This is a genomic window from Chryseobacterium sp. T16E-39 (genome assembly GCF_002216065.1).
In the GTDB taxonomy this organism is placed as follows: domain Bacteria; phylum Bacteroidota; class Bacteroidia; order Flavobacteriales; family Weeksellaceae; genus Chryseobacterium.
The window spans coordinates 676,736-691,507 of the sequence record NZ_CP022282.1; the positions used below are offsets into that span (position 1 = coordinate 676,736).

Genomic DNA, 14,772 nt, shown 5'->3' on the forward strand with positions numbered 1-14,772 from the left:
ATGACAAATAAACTAATCATACTTTCTGTTGCAGCTCTTTCATTAACAGCCTGCAAAAAAGAAGCTCCGAAACAGGATGGTGCAAAGCCTTATCCAGTGATTTCGGTAGAACAAAAAAATATCATCGGATATCAAACATTTCCAGCCAGTATCCAGGGTAGAGTGAACAATGATGTGAGAGCTAAAATTCAAGGGTATATTACTCAGCTTTTAGTAGATGAAGGACAATATGTGACAAAGGGACAGCCTTTATTCCGTTTGGAAACCAACATATTGACTGAAAATGCAGCTGCAGCAAAAGCAGGAATCGGCGCTGCCGAATCTACCATTGCAGCAGCACAGGCTTCGGTAAATGCCGCACAGGTAGAAGTGAACAAATTGAAACCTCTTGTAGCAAAGAATATCATCAGTAACGTTCAGCTTCAAACAGCACAGGCTAATTTAGCCCAAGCTCAAGCTCAGTTACAACAGGCAGTTGCCTCAAAACATCAGGCAACAGCTAATTATAAAGGAGTAGAAGCGAATATTGAATATTCTATTATTCGTGCCCCAATCTCTGGGGTTGTCGGAAAACTTCCTTTAAAAGTAGGGAGCTTGGTGGGACCAACGGATCAGACTCCATTAACGACGATTTCGGATACTTCTCAGGTATTTGCTTACTTCTCAATGAACGAAAAAGAGTACTTCAACTTCTTGGAAAAATCTGTAGGAGCTACCATGCCGGAGAAAATTAAAAATCTTCCAATGGTTGATTTACAATTGGCTAATGGAAGTATCTATCCTGAAAAAGGAAAAATCGAAGCTATTACAGGGCAAATTGATCCTACGACAGGAACCATTCAGTTCCGAGTAGCATTCTCAAACGCTCAAAAATTATTAAGCAATGGGAACAGTGGAACAATAAGATTACCGAAAGCATATGATAATGTTTTAGTAGTTCCTGAAAGTGCAACATACGAACAACAAGGAATTGTTTATGTATATAAAGTTGAAAAGGATACTGCTAAGAATGTAGTAGTGAATGTAATTGACAGAATTGATAACATGGCGTTATTAAAATCAGGAATAAATAAAGGTGAAACTATAGTTGCAGCGGGTATCGGTGGATTGAAATCCGGAACTCCTGTAAAACCAAAACCTATAAAAATGGATAGCCTGGTTCAATCTATAAAACCGAAATTCTAATGATAAAAAACTTTATTAACAGACCGGTTTTATCCACTGTTATATCAATATTAATTGTTATACTCGGTGTTTTAGGCCTTATTTCATTGCCTGTCACCCAATATCCGGATATTGCGCCCCCAACAGTAAGTGTTACAGCAAACTATACGGGAGCCAATGCGGAGACAGTAATGAAAAGTGTAGTTGTTCCTTTGGAAGAACAGATCAACGGGGTAGAAGGAATGGATTATATCACTTCTTCTGCAGGAAATGACGGTTCTGCCAATATTCAGGTTTTCTTTAAACAAGGAATTGATCCTGATATTGCAGCCGTAAACGTGCAGAACCGTGTAACGAGAGCAACTCCATTACTTCCAAGTGAAGTAACCCGTTCAGGGGTTGTTACTCAGAAACAGCAGACCAGTGCTTTGATGTATATGTCTTTCTATTCTGAAAATAAGGATCTTGATGACGTATACCTTCAAAACTTCCTGAATATTAATATTATTCCTAACATTAAAAGGATTAACGGTGTTGGGGATGCTCAGGTTTTTGGTGGGAAAAACTATTCGATGAGAGTATGGTTGGATCCTGCGAAAATGGCAGCTTACGGAGTAACACCGGATGACGTTACAGGAGCTATTAATGAGCAGAGTAGAGAAGCAGCAGCTGGGTCTATCGGACAAAACAGCGGTAGTTCTTTTGAATACATCATTAAATATGTAGGGAAGTTCAACGAAAAATCTCAATACGACAACATCATTATCAAGTCCCTGAAAGACGGACAGAATTTGATGCTGAAAGATGTTGCTAAAGTTGAACTAGCTGGACAATCTTATACAGGAATCGGGGAGAATGGAAACAATCCTTCTATCAGTATGGGATTCTTCCAGACACCAGGTTCTAACGCTCAGGACATTATTAAAAATATTAAAGCTTATTTAAAGGCATCAGAAGGAAGTTTTCCTAAAGGGATAAAATATACTTTTAACTTTGATACCAATGAATTCTTAGATGCCTCTATTGATAAGGTTGTTCATACCTTAATCGAAGCATTTATCCTGGTATTTATTGTGGTATATATTTTCTTACAGGATTTCAGATCTACTTTGATTCCGGCCATTGCGGTTCCGGTATCGATTGTAGGAGCATTCTTCTTCCTGAATTTATTTGGATACTCACTCAACCTTTTAACCTTATTCGCATTAGTACTTGCCATCGGTATTGTGGTGGATGATGCTATTGTCGTCGTCGAGGCCGTTCACGCCAAAATGGAGCATGGTATTTCCGATGCTAAAAAGGCTACTGTAGAAGCTATGGATGAGATTACAGGAGCGATTATTTCAATTACATTGGTAATGGCATCTGTATTTATTCCGGTAACTTTTATTACTGGTCCTACAGGGGTATTCTATCAGCAGTTTGGTATTACGCTTATTGTAGCAATCATCATTTCTGCGATCAATGCATTAACGTTAAGTCCTGTTTTATGTTCATTATTCCTTAAGCCTCATTCTGAGCATCATAAGGAATATAAAAACATGAATATCCTTAACAAGTTTTTCTACAAATTCAATATTGCTTTCAGAACAACTACTGAACGTTACGGAAGAGGGTTTGTTTTCTTATTAAGACATAAATGGGTTACCCTGATCATCTTTGCCGTTACCGGAGGAATTTTATTCTGGGCAAGTTCAACGATGAAAAAAGGGTTCGTTCCTACTGAAGACCGTGGAATTATCTTTACCGATGTACAGCTTCCTCCTGGATCTTCTATGGAAAGAACATATAATGCATTGAAAACACTACAGGCTAACGCAATGAAAATTCCGGGAGTACAGAACGTTACCATTTCTACAGGTAGAGGTTTCTTGTCAGGAAACGGAAGTAACAATGGTCTTGCCTTTATTAAATTAAAACCTTTCGACGAAAGGAAAAAAGACAATTTAACATCTGAAGATATTACGAAAAAGCTATTTGGTATTTCAGGGAAAGTACCGGATGCTAAAGTGGTATTCTTCCAGCCTCCAAGTGTACCAGGTTTTGGTAACAGTGCCGGGTTTGAGATGGTATTACTGGATAAATCCGGAGGTGAATATACAGCACTTGACGACAAAACAAATGAGTTTATTGGTAAGCTTGTTGAAAGACCTGAAATAGAATTTGCACAGACTTCGTTCAATACAAAATATCCGCAGTATCAGATGGAAATTAATGTTCCTCTGGCTAAGCAATTGGGAGTTTCTGTAAGTGATATCTTGAGTACAATGCAAGGGTATATCGGAGGTATTTATACCGCTGACTTTACGAAATATGGGAAACAGTTTAGGGTAATGGTTCAGGCTCTTCCTGAAAACAGAAAGAACATAGATAACTTAAATGACCTCTATGTAAAAACAGGTTCAGGTATAATGTCTCCTATTTCACAATTTGTAACCTTAGACAAAACATACGGACCACAGTCTGTAAGTCGTTATAACCTATTTACATCAGTAAAAATTACCGGTGGTAATTCCCAGGGATACAGTTCCGGGGATGCTATTACTGCAGTACAGCAGGTAGCGAAAGAAACGCTGAATCAGAATTATGATGTTGAGTTTACCGGATTAACAAGAGAGGAATTAAACTCAGGATCTCAAACACTGTTGATCTTCGGATTAAGTTTGATCTTCGTTTACTTTATCCTTTCTGCACAATACGAAAGTTATATTCTTCCGTTAATTGTTGTGATCTCACTTCCACTAGGGGTAATGGGAGCTTATTTCGGACAGAAGATTATGGGCTTGGAAAACAATATCTATTTCCAGATTGCCTTGATCATGTTGGTCGGATTGTTGGCGAAAAATGCCATCCTGATCGTTGAATTTGCGGTCCAGAGAAGACATCATGGTGAAACTATAGTAATGTCTGCGATCAATGCTGCAAAAGCAAGATTAAGACCTATCCTGATGACCTCATTTGCCTTTATCTTTGGTTTATTGCCATTGGTACTTGCAAGTGGAATTGGAGCAGTAGGTAACAGATCTATTGCGACAGGTGCAGCAATCGGGTTATTAATAGGAACTGTATTGGGACTTATTGTAATTCCGGTATTGTATGTGATTTTCGAAACACTGCAGGAAAAGATCAAACCTATTAAGAGAGAAGACATCAATTTAGCTGAATAAAAATAAAGATCAGAGAGTTAGAAGTTAAAATTGTAAATCTAGCTTCTAACCTCTGATTTCTAACTTCCAATTTTAAAATGAAAAGTTTATTAAACATCATAAAAGGAGTAACTTTTTCAGTTTTCATACTGGCTGCCATTTCATCTTGTATGGCAAGAAAAGATTATGAAAGACCGAAGAACGTTGTCGACGAAAAGCTTTTCCGTACGGATATGCTTCCTAAGGATAGTGCAAATATTGCCAACATTTCCTGGAAAGAAATTTTCACGGATCCTATATTACAGGGACATATCTCAAAAGCTTTAGAGAATAATTTAGATATCAGAATTGCTTTGCAGAGTATTGCATCAGCCGAAGCTTATTTAAAGCAAAGTAAGGCAGCATATCAGCCGACAGTATCCATAGGACCTAACTATACGTTTCAGACACAGTCTATCAATACACAGTTTGGTCAGATCATTGGAGAAAGACGTTATGTCAATCAATTTGATATTACGGCAAGCATCGGTTGGGAAGCTGATATCTGGGGTAAACTGAAAGCTCAGGAGAAAGCCCAGTTAGCTACTTATTTAGGAACTGTTGCTGCTCATAAAGCAGTAAAGAGCAGCCTGGTTGCTTCTGTGGCTTCTGCTTATTATCAGTTGCTGACATTTGATTCACAGAAAAGAATTATCCAGGAGACAATCGATGTACGTGAAAAGAATTTAGAAACAACAAAAGCTTTAAAAGTAGCGGGAACTGTTACTGAAGTTGCCGTTCAGCAAAGTGAAGCACTTGTTTTTAATGCAAAATCATTGCTTATTGATATTGACACTCAGATCCAATCTCTTGAAAATACAATGAGCCTACTAATGGGTGAGCCATCTCATGCTATTGAAAGATCAACATTGGAAAATCAAAATCTTCCGACCGACATAAAGCTTGGATATCCTGCACAGTTGCTGGCCAACCGTCCTGATGTAATGCGTGCTGAATATAACCTGATGAACGCTTTTGAATTGACAAATTCTGCAAAAGCACAGTTTTATCCTACCCTAAAATTAACGGGAACAGGTGGAGTTCAATCGGTAGATATTGACCATTTATTCAGTGTCAATTCACTATTTGCGAATGTTGTTACAGGTTTGGCACAACCGATCTTAAATAGAAGAACGATCAAAACAAACTACGATGTAAGTTTGGCGAATCAGGAAACTGCTTATTTGAACTTTAGAAAAACGGTGCTTACAGCTGGTAAAGAAGTTTCAGATGCCATCCGTGTTTATAGTGTTCAGGATTCTTTTATTGATTTAAAGAGAAAAGAACTGGATGCTTACAAGAAATCAGTAGATTTCTCTCAGGAATTGGTTAACTATGGTATGGCCAATTATCTTGAAGTATTGAATGCAAGCGTCAACTCATTGAATGCTGAATTGAACATTTCAAATGCTCAGTACAATAAGATGAAGGCAAGTGTAGATTTATATCAGGCTCTCGGAGGAGGCTGGAAATAAGTATAATATAGACCAAAGATATGAGGCGTATGTAAATTTTACATGCGTCTTTTTTTATTAATAGATAGAACAAGTAGTATCGATAGTATAAATAGATTTGCATATATGTAGTTAACTACGTAGTTTTGTACATTAAATAAAAGTTATGACATTAGAAATTCGGCCTATTGGTAATACGTATTCAGATCAGGTAATAGATTTGATTTTGAATATTCAGCAGAAAGAGTTTAATATTCCCATCACCATTGAAGATCAGCCAGATCTTTTGAAGATTGAAAGTTTTTATAGGGAAGGAGGTGGAGACTTTTGGGGAGCCTTCATCAATGATGAGTTGGTCGGAACGATTGCTTTGGTTAAATTTGACGAAAAGGCAGCAGCTATCCGAAAAATGTTTGTTAAAAAAGAATTCAGAGGAAAGGAACATCAGATTGCACAAAAATTACTGGAGGTGCTTATCTCGTATTGCCGGAAAACTGGAATTAACGAAATTATGTTGGGTACAGTTTCCGTTCTGAATGCAGCAATGCGTTTCTATGAGCGTAATCAATTTCAAAAAATTGAGAAAGAAAAGCTGCCATCTAAATTTCCTTTAATGAGTGCTGACAATGTATTCTATGTTTTAAATTTAAACCCAACTTCATGAATGTTATCAACGAATCAGGTATCCTTGCCATATCCACGAGATTACAAAGACTTAGTGAGCAACTCCGTAAAGATGGAGCTTTAATTTATAAAGCTTTCGATATTGACTTTGAGCCTAAATGGTTTCCCGTTATATTCACGCTGCATCATAAACATGTACTTAGTGTAGTAGAAATTGCCAATGAAATCGGGTATACACATCCTTCTACCATAAGCTTGCTTAAAGAACTTGAAAAGCAGAAAATGATTATCTCCAAAAAGGACAAGCAGGACGAAAGGAAGCGCCTGATTGAGCTTGCTCCCAAAGGTCTTGAACTTATCGAGAAAATGAAGCCGGTTTGGGAACTTATATCGACCGTATTAGGAGAGATTGCAGATAATGAGAATCATTTACTGAAAGCGATTGATGAAGCCGAAGAGAAATTAGCCAATCAATCATTTTTACAGCGTGCATTGCAATTGAAAAATACAAAATAATACTTTGGAGGTAACAATTACGATCTACTTTTTGAAATAATCATCAATCTCACATCAGCTGGGATTTTTTTGTCATTTACCCTCATTTTCTTTTTTTGGCTATTAATTGGCAATACCATCCATATTTTAGGCCATTGACATTGTAAATTTAATTTGTTGATACTGCATGAGTTGAAAAAAAACTTAAAATTTTATTAAAGAATTTTCTTTCTAGGGTACAGTATTTGTAGATAACAGAAACACACACGCAAAGTATGCTTTAAATACGATAAATAGTAAGATTTTCCTTACGATTGATTATATAAAAAAGCAACGCACACCACATCATTTTTTATATATTATTTAAGATAAATCTCTGGCACATGCCGGAGATTTTTTTGTCATATATAATACAACTGTGCTAAAAAAAATACAATTTGAATTGGTTATCAACTAAAAAATAATAAAATTTGTAACTATTATCCAGTTAATTGCGAATCTTATTAAATAAAATTCAACAAACTATTTGTATATGTGCGATAAATACTTACTTTTGTACCGCTTCAGAAAATAGAAGTCAATAAATAGGGGAATTAGCTCATCTGGCTAGAGCGTTAGACTGGCAGTCTAAAGGTGACGGGTTCGATCCCCGTATTCTCCACTTATACCTGTAAAACTATTAAAACTATGAAGAAACTTTTTTTTCTTTTATTAGCAACTTTTGCGCTTATAGGATGTAGTTCAGATGATGATACAATCTATGATTATATCGGAACATGGTCCGGAACTTATGATGGAAGTGACAAAGGAGTTTGGAATGTGGTAGTTGCAAGTGACGGAACTGTTAATGGAACAATGCATTCTGATGTAAATAATGAGAATTATAAGATCACAGGTCGCCTTAATGAATCAGGGGAACTAAACGCTTCCGTGGGATTACCATCAGATGGAGATTTTAGAGGAAACCTGGGTACTGATAAAAAGGGAAGTGGAAGCTGGACTAATGCGGTTCCTACTCCTACCAGATCCGGATCATGGACCGGGGAAAAAGATAAAAAGTAAATTAAATTACTTACTATATAAAAAAGGCGACCAATAGGGTCGCCTTTTTTATTGATAGTTTAGTTTGTTATACAAATCCCATTTTTAAGATCGTTTCCCCATTTTTCAACACGACAAAATAAATAAGAAGGTCGTTATCCGAAAAATGTTTCTCAAACTTAATACCTCCCATCTGTTGTTGTAAGGAAGTGGTCTCTTCAAATTTTTCAGCGGAATACATTTCAGTATCTACTTTTATAGTTAGAATAATAATTTCATTACCCTCCAGATTTTTATTAACCAAAAGGTTATTTTCCCAAAGCCCGAAAGTAACTGAAAAATCATTTTCTACATTTGGAATTTGTCCAAATTGAAACCTTCTAAGCATCTCCTTACCATGTTCTAAGGAGATCCCATTCTTTACATTACGCTTTCCTCTCACTGAGATCTGATCAAGGTCTTTTATTTCTGTCATCAGTTTTGCGAAACTTTGATAGAGTAGAGGATCTTCAGCCGCCTTTATATAAGGATCAAGAGCTAGACGAATCGTTTTACCCACTTTAGAACAGTGTCCGAACTCTGAACTGTTCTGCCTTACTTTTTCATAAGTAGGACTCTTTTTGAAAGCAGTTTTATTAAATCCACTTTTTTTCCGAACGACATTTTTTCCGTTCAGCGTGTAAAAAACAAGATCACCAACAGATCCTGTTATTTTAATTAAGCTTTCATATGTGGCCATTTGAATGAAATTAGATCCAAATATAATGATAATTAATGAAATACAAAATTTTAACATAACTTTATAATATAGTTGTAGTATAGATTATATATAATTAAAATATAAAATGTATATTTGTTGATAATTACATACATCGGTAAAAATCAGACAGATATGAAAGCAGGATTATTTATTGAAAAAATGAAAATAAAGCAGTTGGCCGCTTTACTGATTGCAACTTCATTTGTGATTTCGTGTGGAAGCAGTAAGAATGTCTCTTCAAAAAAGAATACAACGAAAACAGTAGCTAAATCTGAAAACCTGAGACGCCTGGATTCTAATTTCAATGGAAAGGTTTCAAGTTCGATCAATAACGTTCTTAAAGATGCCGAAAAATACATTGGTACTCCATACAAATTTGGGGGGAATACTTCTTCAGGATTTGACTGTTCTGGTTTTACAGTCAAAGTATTTGAAGAAAATGACCAGAAATTACCCAGAAGATCTTCGGATCAGGCAGATGCCGGACAAAAAATTGACATTAGTGACGTAAAGCCCGGAGATCTGTTATTCTTTGCAACGGCCGGTGGAAGCAGAGTATCTCACGTAGGTATCGTCCATGACATTGGAAGTGATGGGGAAATTAAATTTATCCATGCTTCTACTTCAAAAGGAGTCATGATTTCTTCTTTAAATGAAAAATACTGGAATAAAGCCTATTTACATGCAAGAAGAGTTTTGTAACGGAGATATAATCAGGAGCTAAATAATCAGCAGCCCTTACGGGAGAATAAAACCTTTGCTTTATCAAAACAGATAAAAAGCTGATTATGCTTTTATTTAATGCGATTATGGCTATAAAAGGTTAATATCAAAGTTTGTATTCCGGTTGATGACACTTCTTACTCCTTTAACTAATCTAATTAATCAGGCTTATTTGACAAGGTACAGTATTAAAAAAATATGCAAAGCTAATAACTGAGCAAAAGTATGTTGAGAAAACAATGAAGTTTATTATTTTGGAATAGAAAAATTATCTTTCAAATTATGATTAGCCCAAATGATTCACGGTGTTAATTTCATCATATTTGTCATTGTCCTTAACTTGTATACTACAACAAACTTTTGTACTTTTATCGCCGGAAATAACGTTCCAAAAGGTCGTTGTTTATATTTGAAAAATTAATTTAAATTAGAAGCATGTCATTACAACAAACTATTGAAAACATCTGGGATAATAGAGATTTATTACAAAATGAAGAAAGTAAGAAGACGATAAGAGAGGTAATTTCTTTATTAGATTCTGGAGAACTTCGTGTTGCTGAACCTACAGAAAACGGATGGCAGGTAAATGAATGGGTGAAGAAAGCTGTGGTAATGTATTTCCCAATTCAGAAAATGGAAACTATTGAAGTTGGTCCGTTTGAATTTCATGATAAAATGCCTTTAAAGAGAAATTACGCTGAAAAAGGAGTAAGAGTTGTCCCTCATGCTGTTGCAAGAGAAGGATCTTTTATTGCTTCAGGAGTAATTTTAATGCCGTCATATGTAAATATCGGAGCTTACGTTGATTCAGGAACAATGGTAGATACATGGGCAACCGTAGGAAGCTGTGCACAGATCGGTAAGAATGTTCACCTAAGTGGTGGAGTTGGTATCGGTGGTGTTTTAGAACCTTTACAGGCTGCACCGGTAATTATTGAAGATGACTGTTTCATTGGATCAAGATGTATCGTAGTAGAGGGAGTGCATGTAGAAAAAGAAGCGGTATTGGGAGCAAATGTTGTGTTGACGGCTTCAACAAAAATCATTGACGTAACAGGAGATCAACCTGTTGAAATCAAAGGAAGAGTACCTGCACGTTCAGTGGTTATTCCAGGAAGCTATACCAAGCAGTATCCTGCGGGGGAGTATCAGGTTCCATGTGCATTGATCATTGGTACAAGAAAGGAATCTACAGATAAGAAGACTTCTCTTAACGATGCTTTAAGGGAAAACAACGTAGCTGTTTAAGCCTTAACTTACCTAATACGCATAATTTTGAAAGAAAAAGTTTTAAAATTCATATTAAACCCTAAATATATATTTGGGGTTTATCTTATTATATCAGTAGTTACAGCAATTTCCAAATACTTGAGAGGAGATTATGCCATTAATAATTATCTGATTTTTAAACATGTATTTTTTAATACCATTCATCAGAAAAATTTATTTATTCACTATCCCGACCTCTATTTTGATTTGAATCATTATGGAGTTTTTTTTAGTTTACTGATCGCTCCTTTTGCTGTCATGCCAGACTGGCTAGGGATTTCCCTTTGGAACCTGATCAATACATTTGTATTTGTATTTGCCATCTATAAATTACCATTTTCAGATTCTAAAAAAGCAATTTTCGGTTTGCTCTGTCTTCAGGAGTATATTACAGCAGCGCTAAGTTTACAGTTTAATGTAGCACTGACCGGACTTTTAATACTTTCGGCAGTGTATATTTATGAAAGAAAAGAAGTACAGTCAGTTACCGCGATATTAATCGGTGTTTTTGTAAAAATATATGGTATTGTTGGACTCACTCAATTTTTCTTTATCAAGAATAAAATGAAGTTCATTCTTTCAGGAATAGTGATTGCAGGATTGTTTCTTGTAATTCCGATGATTTATTCAACCCCTCAGTTTGTTTTGCAGAGTTATGCGGACTGGTTTCATTCTATTATAGAAAAGAATAATGAAAATCAGGTGTTAGGGAATATGCAGGATATTTCATTAATGGGTTTTGTGAGGAGAATTCTTGGAGATGCTTCAATATCCAATCTGGTGTTTTTAGCTTTTGGGTTGCCTTTATTTGCTTTACCTTACATAAGAATAAAGCAATATAAAAATTATGCATTTCAACTGATGATTCTGGCTTCAACACTGTTATTTCTTGTGTTATTCAGTTCAAGTTCGGAATCTCCAACCTATATTATTGCGGTAGTAGGGGTGATGATCTGGTTCTTCCTTCAGAAGGAGAGAACGCCGTTCATTATTGGCTTGTTGGTTTTTGTTATTATTTTCACTTGTTTTTCAACCTCTGATTTATTTCCAAAGTCTGTTAAAAATGACTACATCATTAAATATTCATTAAAAGCAGTACCTTGTATCGTCGTTTGGTTGAGAGTGGTTTATGAGCTTTTAACTAAAGATTTTGAAAAGAATTATAGTCTGAACTAATCCTATGAAAAAAATTTCTATTGTAATTCCTGCCTATAACGAAGAAGGAAATGTGGCAATGATCCATCAAAAGATCAAGGAAGTTTTTTCTGGATTGAATACCTATGATTTTGAAATTATATTTGTAAATGATGGAAGCCGTGATAGTACACAACAAAAACTTGAACAACTTTCTGAACAATATGATGAAGTGAAATTTATTGAGTTTTCAAGGAATTTCGGGCATCAGCCTGCTGTAAAGGCTGGTATGGATCAGGCCCAGGGAAACGCTGTAATTTCTATGGATGGCGATCTTCAACACCCGCCGGAACTCATTCCCGAAATGATTAAAAAATGGGAGGAAGGTTATGATGTGGTATTAACCGTTCGGACCTATCCCAAAGAGATCTCTCTTTTTAAAAGAAAAACCTCAGATTTTTTCTATAAATTATTATCCAGTCTTTCAGACGTTAACCTTACCAAAGGTGGTGGATCAGATTTTAGACTATTGGACGCCAGTGCTGTGGAAGTGATGAGACAGTTCAATGAAGATGATTTGTTTCTGAGAGGGCTGACCAGCTGGATGGGCTTTAAACAAACAGCTATTGATTTTACAGCTAATGAAAGAGTGGCCGGCCAAAGCAGTTATAACCTTAAAAAAATGATTACTTTTGCCTTTACAGGGATTACGGCATTCAGTGTAAAACCTCTTTATATTGCAGCTTATCTGGGATTTTTATTCTCGGCAATTTCTGTAATCGGATATGGGATATATGTGATCCATTCTTTTGTAACCCATACCGAAATCTCTGGTTGGGCATCTTTAATTATGACCATTGTATTTTTTGGTGGTTTACAACTGATTATCCTCGGAATTATCGGAATCTATTTAGGTAAAATATTCAAACAGGTTAAAGAGAGACCTAATTATATTATTAAAAACAAAAAATTATAAATGGTTTTATTAAGTTTTGACATTGAAGAATTTGATATGCCATTAGAATACAAAGGAGAAATTCCCTTTGATAGGCAGATTTCCATTTCCCAGACCGGGTTGGAAAGGATTCTTGATCTTTTGAAAAAACACCAGGTAAAGGCTACTTTTTTTTCGACGGTAGTTTTTGCAGAGAACAGTAAACATTTAATTGAAAGATTATTGAAAGAGGGGCATGAATTAGCTTCTCATACCTGGTTTCATTCAGAGTTCGAAGAAAAGCATTTGCAGGAATCAAGAGAAAAACTTGAAGATTTATTTTCAACGAAAGTCACCGGGCTTAGAATGCCCAGAATGATGCCTGTGAATGAAACTGCCGTTGAAAAAGCAGGATATTCTTACAATTCTTCTGTTAACCCGACTTTCTTACCTGGAAGATACAACAATTTAAAAGTATCAAGAACGTATTTCAAAGAAGGAAATGTTACTCAGATTCCGGCGTCGGTTTCACCCAATTTCAGGATACCTTTATTCTGGTTGAGTTTTCACAATTTTCCTTTATCAATTTACAAAAAAATAGCTTCAGACAGCCTTAAAAAAGACGGTTATCTTAATGTTTACTTTCATCCCTGGGAGTTTGCTGAAATTAAGGATGAAGCATTTAAACTTCCCGGATTTACAGTGAAAAACTCAGGTAGCGATATGGTGGAAAGATTTGATGAATTTATAGGCTGGCTTAAAAATAAAAAATATAGCTTTGGAACATTCCAGGAATTTCAAAAAAAGATAGAATCATGAAGATTGCTTTTGACGCGAAACGTTTTTTCCATAATACTTCCGGGTTAGGAAATTATTCGAGAGATCTTGTAAGAATTCTTGCAAAATATTTTCCTCATGATCAATATCTTTTGCTGAATAAAAATAAATCTGAGAGAGGAAAAGATATTCTGGAAAATCCTAATGTTCAGTTTGTTGAAACTTCTAAAGGAAGTATGTCCCGCCAGTTTAAGATGGGAAAAGATGCACAGAAACAGGGAGCAGATATTTTTCATGGTTTATCAGGGGAGTTACCTTTAAAATGGGATAAAAGACCCATTAAAAAAGTAGTAACCATCCACGATCTTATTTTTGTAAGATACCCCCAGTATTATTCCTTTTTTGACCGTAAAATCCACTTATGGAAATTTAAAAAAGCAGCTCAAAACGCAGATAAAATAATAGCCATTTCAGAGCAGACGAAAAGTGATATTATCAAGTATTTAAAAGTACCGGAACATAAAATAAGAGTTATTTATCAGGGGTGTCATAAGGCTTTCAAAGAACAGCAATCGGAAGGGCTGATTCAGACGACCAAGGAAAAATTCAACCTTCCTCAACGGTTTATTTTGAATGTTGGGACGATCGAAGAGCGAAAGAATCTATTGAACGTCGTAAAAGCGGTAAGTGGCACGGGAATTCCTTTGGTTGTCGTGGGGCGAAAAACCAATTATTATAAAAAGGTGGAAGCTTTCATCAGGAAAAATAAATTGGAGAATCAGGTTCATTTTCTGGAAGGAGTTTCTATGGATGAATTGGCCGTTATTTATAAACTGGCAGATATTTTTATTTATCCGAGTTTGTTTGAAGGATTTGGAATTCCCATTATTGAAGCTCTTTTTTCTAAGATTGTTACGATCACAAGCAACACGAGCAGCTTACCAGAAGCGGGTGGAAAAGATTCTGTTTATATCAACCCTGAAAATCACCGGGATATTCAATCCAAAATACAATTTTTGTGGGATAATGAAGCCGAAAGAAAACGTCGTGCTGATAAGGGTTTCGAGTTTGTTCAAAAGTTTAATGACGAACCAATTGCGAATGAATTGATGAATTTATATCAAGAAATTATTTGAAAAAAATTTTGATATTTAAAAATAAGTCCTACATTTGTACCACAATTTTCAAAAATGAAACCGAATTTTTTAACAC

General features: G+C 35.6%; 13 protein-coding genes and 1 tRNA gene. 13 read left to right on the forward strand and 1 reads right to left on the reverse strand.

The window, feature by feature from the left end:
• The 7 genes from CEY12_RS02820 to CEY12_RS02850 all read left to right on the forward strand — a co-directional run bounded on the left by CEY12_RS02820 (window position 1) and on the right by CEY12_RS02850 (window position 7,984).
• The gene (locus CEY12_RS02820; protein WP_089026247.1) at window positions 1-1,185 is read left to right on the forward strand and encodes an efflux RND transporter periplasmic adaptor subunit; all 1,185 of its coding nucleotides are present in this window, start codon (window positions 1-3) and stop codon (window positions 1,183-1,185) included.
• Window positions 1,185-4,331, forward strand: a complete 3,147-nt coding sequence (locus tag CEY12_RS02825; RefSeq protein ID WP_089026248.1) for an efflux RND transporter permease subunit — start codon at window positions 1,185-1,187, stop codon at window positions 4,329-4,331. The genes CEY12_RS02820 and CEY12_RS02825 overlap by 1 nt, the downstream gene beginning before the upstream one ends.
• Before the next feature lie 77 nt (window positions 4,332-4,408).
• Window positions 4,409-5,824 (forward strand): TolC family protein, encoded by a 1,416-nt coding sequence (locus CEY12_RS02830; RefSeq protein ID WP_089026249.1) that lies wholly within the window; start codon window positions 4,409-4,411, stop codon window positions 5,822-5,824.
• 145 nt (window positions 5,825-5,969) lie between these two features.
• A complete protein-coding gene (locus CEY12_RS02835; protein ID WP_089026250.1) occupies window positions 5,970-6,467 on the forward strand; it encodes a GNAT family N-acetyltransferase in 498 nt (165 codons plus the stop codon).
• Window positions 6,464-6,943, forward strand: coding sequence for a MarR family winged helix-turn-helix transcriptional regulator (locus tag CEY12_RS02840; RefSeq protein ID WP_089026251.1), 480 nt, complete (start codon window positions 6,464-6,466; stop codon window positions 6,941-6,943). The genes CEY12_RS02835 and CEY12_RS02840 overlap by 4 nt, the downstream gene beginning before the upstream one ends.
• 566 nt (window positions 6,944-7,509) lie before the next feature.
• Window positions 7,510-7,583: transfer RNA gene (locus CEY12_RS02845), tRNA-Ala, on the forward strand.
• Window positions 7,584-7,609: 26 nt separating this feature from the next.
• Window positions 7,610-7,984 carry a membrane lipoprotein lipid attachment site-containing protein gene (locus CEY12_RS02850; protein WP_089026252.1) on the forward strand — a complete coding sequence of 125 codons (375 nt, stop codon included), beginning with the start codon at window positions 7,610-7,612 and terminating at the stop codon, window positions 7,982-7,984.
• Window positions 7,985-8,051: 67 nt separating this feature from the next.
• Here CEY12_RS02850 and CEY12_RS02855 read toward each other — a convergent pair whose 3' ends face one another.
• On the reverse strand, window positions 8,052-8,702 hold the full coding sequence (locus tag CEY12_RS02855; RefSeq protein ID WP_089026253.1) for a hypothetical protein: 651 nt from the start codon (window positions 8,700-8,702) through the stop codon (window positions 8,052-8,054).
• A 153-nt stretch (window positions 8,703-8,855) separates the two neighbouring features.
• On the opposite strand from CEY12_RS02855, the gene CEY12_RS02860 reads away from it, so the two are divergent.
• From CEY12_RS02860 to CEY12_RS02885, 6 genes are all read left to right on the forward strand, one after another.
• The gene (locus CEY12_RS02860) at window positions 8,856-9,425 is read left to right on the forward strand and encodes a C40 family peptidase (protein WP_089026254.1); all 570 of its coding nucleotides are present in this window, start codon (window positions 8,856-8,858) and stop codon (window positions 9,423-9,425) included.
• A gap of 456 nt (window positions 9,426-9,881) precedes the next feature.
• Window positions 9,882-10,694: a 2,3,4,5-tetrahydropyridine-2,6-dicarboxylate N-succinyltransferase gene (locus CEY12_RS02865; RefSeq protein ID WP_089026255.1), complete on the forward strand. Its 813-nt coding sequence runs from the start codon at window positions 9,882-9,884 to the stop codon at window positions 10,692-10,694.
• A 21-nt stretch (window positions 10,695-10,715) separates the two neighbouring features.
• On the forward strand, window positions 10,716-11,891 hold the full coding sequence (locus tag CEY12_RS02870) for a glycosyltransferase family 87 protein (RefSeq protein ID WP_089026256.1): 1,176 nt from the start codon (window positions 10,716-10,718) through the stop codon (window positions 11,889-11,891).
• A 4-nt stretch (window positions 11,892-11,895) separates the two neighbouring features.
• Window positions 11,896-12,825: a glycosyltransferase family 2 protein gene (locus tag CEY12_RS02875; RefSeq protein WP_089026257.1), complete on the forward strand. Its 930-nt coding sequence runs from the start codon at window positions 11,896-11,898 to the stop codon at window positions 12,823-12,825.
• A complete protein-coding gene (locus CEY12_RS02880; protein WP_089026258.1) occupies window positions 12,826-13,602 on the forward strand; it encodes a polysaccharide deacetylase family protein in 777 nt (258 codons plus the stop codon). It abuts the gene before it with no gap.
• On the forward strand, window positions 13,599-14,696 hold the full coding sequence (locus CEY12_RS02885) for a glycosyltransferase family 4 protein (RefSeq protein ID WP_089026259.1): 1,098 nt from the start codon (window positions 13,599-13,601) through the stop codon (window positions 14,694-14,696). Before CEY12_RS02880 ends, CEY12_RS02885 begins: the two co-directional genes overlap by 4 nt.
• Window positions 14,697-14,772: the final 76 nt, after the last annotated feature.

What these genes read in the sequence shown, in the direction of transcription:
- CEY12_RS02880 (WP_089026258.1), top strand. Translation starts at nt 12,826, where the DNA reads ATGGTTTTATTAAGTTTTGACATTGAAGAATTTGATATGCCATTAGAA.
- CEY12_RS02820 (WP_089026247.1), top strand. Translation starts at nt 1, where the DNA reads ATGACAAATAAACTAATCATACTTTCTGTTGCAGCTCTTTCATTAACA.
- CEY12_RS02850 (WP_089026252.1), top strand. Translation starts at nt 7,610, where the DNA reads ATGAAGAAACTTTTTTTTCTTTTATTAGCAACTTTTGCGCTTATAGGA.
- CEY12_RS02865 (WP_089026255.1), top strand. Translation starts at nt 9,882, where the DNA reads ATGTCATTACAACAAACTATTGAAAACATCTGGGATAATAGAGATTTA.
- CEY12_RS02825 (WP_089026248.1), top strand. Translation starts at nt 1,185, where the DNA reads ATGATAAAAAACTTTATTAACAGACCGGTTTTATCCACTGTTATATCA.
- CEY12_RS02875 (WP_089026257.1), top strand. Translation starts at nt 11,896, where the DNA reads ATGAAAAAAATTTCTATTGTAATTCCTGCCTATAACGAAGAAGGAAAT.
- CEY12_RS02830 (WP_089026249.1), top strand. Translation starts at nt 4,409, where the DNA reads ATGAAAAGTTTATTAAACATCATAAAAGGAGTAACTTTTTCAGTTTTC.
- CEY12_RS02885 (WP_089026259.1), top strand. Translation starts at nt 13,599, where the DNA reads ATGAAGATTGCTTTTGACGCGAAACGTTTTTTCCATAATACTTCCGGG.
- CEY12_RS02860 (WP_089026254.1), top strand. Translation starts at nt 8,856, where the DNA reads ATGAAAGCAGGATTATTTATTGAAAAAATGAAAATAAAGCAGTTGGCC.
- CEY12_RS02840 (WP_089026251.1), top strand. Translation starts at nt 6,464, where the DNA reads ATGAATGTTATCAACGAATCAGGTATCCTTGCCATATCCACGAGATTA.
- CEY12_RS02835 (WP_089026250.1), top strand. Translation starts at nt 5,970, where the DNA reads ATGACATTAGAAATTCGGCCTATTGGTAATACGTATTCAGATCAGGTA.
- CEY12_RS02855 (WP_089026253.1), bottom strand. Translation starts at nt 8,702, where the DNA reads ATGGCCACATATGAAAGCTTAATTAAAATAACAGGATCTGTTGGTGAT.